1 protein-coding gene is annotated in these 2063 nt (G+C 65.7%); it reads right to left on the reverse strand.

The genetic code is table 11. The features are described 5' to 3' along the window. Positions 1–68: 68 nt before the first annotated feature. Positions 69–1445, reverse strand: coding sequence for an ethanolamine ammonia-lyase subunit EutB (locus tag HUK82_RS16125; protein WP_176614897.1), 1377 nt, complete (start codon positions 1443–1445; stop codon positions 69–71). Between the last annotated feature and the right edge of the window lie 618 nt (positions 1446–2063).

Consider the following 2063-nt stretch of genomic DNA (forward strand, 5'->3'; position numbering starts at 1 on the left):
CAGCGTGCGCCATGGATCGGTGTCGGCGGTGCGGGAGGTCGGGGCGGGGGCGGGTGGGCGGAGGGTGGTCATGCCGCGATGATCCGACGCAGCCGGTCCGGTGCCTCGCGCGTGATCCGTCCCTGCGCGTCCATCAGTCCCATCCGGTCGAGCCAGCGTTCGAATTCGGGGGCGGCGCGCACCCCCAGCAACGTGCGCAGCGTCAGGATGTCATGGTGCGAGAGCGACTGGTAGCTGAGCATGATGTCATCGCTGCCCGGTACGCCGATCAGGAAGTTCACCCCCGCCAGACCAAGCACCATCATCAGTTCGTCCATGTCGTCCTGATCGGCTTCGGCATGGTTGGTGTAGCACACGTCGCAGCCCATCGGCACGCCGAGCAGCTTGGCGCAGAAATGATCCTCCAGCCCCGCGCGGATGATCTGCTTGCCGTCGAACAGATATTCCGGCCCGATGAAGCCGACCACCGTGTTGACCAGAAGCGGGTCGAACGCACGCGCGACGGCGTAGGCCCGTGCCTCGATCGTCTGCTGGTCGACGCCGTGATGGGCATCGGCCGACAGCGCGGCACCCTGGCCGGTCTCGAAATACATGACGTTCTGTCCCACGGTGCCCCGGCGCAGGGACAGGGCGGCCTCGTGCGCTTCCTGCAGGATCGAGAGCGAGACGCCGAAGGAAGCGTTGGCGGCCTGCGTCCCGGCGATCGACTGGAACACCAGATCCACCGGCGCCCCCCGCTCGATCATGGCGATGGTGTTGGTGACATGGGTCAGGACGCAGCTTTGCGCCGGGATGTCGTATTGCTGGCGCACGTCGTCGATCAGGCGCAGCAGCGTCATCCCGCCCTCGATATTATCCGTAGCGGGATTGATTCCGATCACGGCGTCGCCCATGCCCAGCAGCAACCCGTCGAGCATGGCGGCCGCGATGCCGCGCGGATCGTCCGTCGGGTGGTTGGGCTGCAACCGGCTGGCCAGATGGCCCTTCAGACCGATCGTATTGCGAAAGCGCGTGACCACCTCGATCTTGCGGGCCACGGCCACCAGATCCTGATTGCGCATCAGCTTGCTGACGGCCGCCGTCATCTCCGGGGTTAGGCCCGGCGCCAGCGCGGCGAGGGCCGGTCCCGTCGCCTCGAACGACAAAAGCCAGTCGCGAAACGCGCCCACGGTCATGTGAGCGACGGGTGCGAACGCGCGGGCGTCATGCGTGTCGGCGATCAGGCGGCTGACCTCATCGTGGTCGGGATCGATCAGGGGATCATCCAGGAAATGCCGCAGCGGCAGGTCGGCCAGGGCATAGCGCGCGGCGACCCGCGTCACCGGGTCCGGCGCGGCGAGACCTGCGAGTTCGTCGCCGGATCGCGCGGGCGACGCCTGTGCCAACAGCGCGCGCGTCCCGTCGAAGCGGTATCGTTCCCCGTGCAGCGTTGCATAAAACGCCATGACGCTCTCTCCCGGACCCAAAGAGGGTGCACGCTAACCGTTTCGGTGCGGCATCGGCAAGACGCGCGCGATCTGTGGCGCCTGTACCACGGTTCGTGGGCGCCGTGCAGGGCGCGGGTCGAGACGATTTGTGCGGATGCGACAGGCGTTGAACTTTGGTTTCAACACGATAATGCAATGAGTACGCTTCGATCGCCTTCTGGGAGGTGGCGGCTTTTGTCGGTTTTGTTCAAGTATAGAGGAGTGTCTTGTCTTGAGAAAATCCGTTCGGGACCGTTGTTTGGCTTGTCACGACATGGTCCGTGTGATGTTGTCACAAAATCGCAACGAATGTGTCGTGAAACCATAAAGGACAAGACGCCGCTCCCATGCGAAACGACAGGCCAGCGCAGACCAGACCAGGGGCGGCAGCGCCGGCCCAACGCGTCGAGACGGGATTTTCCATGAAACACGCCGCTTCCCTCGCCCTGACCACCGCCCTTGCAAGCGGCCTCGTTCTGGGCGGCTTCGCCACGACGTCTCCCGCGAACGCGCAGACGGCGACTCCGGCCGCATCGTCGGCAACACCCCGCCACGCGGCCGCGTCCAGACATGTCCGCGGGGCCGCAACACCCGCCG

Origin of the sequence: Ameyamaea chiangmaiensis, assembly GCF_013376175.1 — a bacterium.
GTDB lineage: Bacteria > Pseudomonadota > Alphaproteobacteria > Acetobacterales > Acetobacteraceae > Ameyamaea > Ameyamaea chiangmaiensis.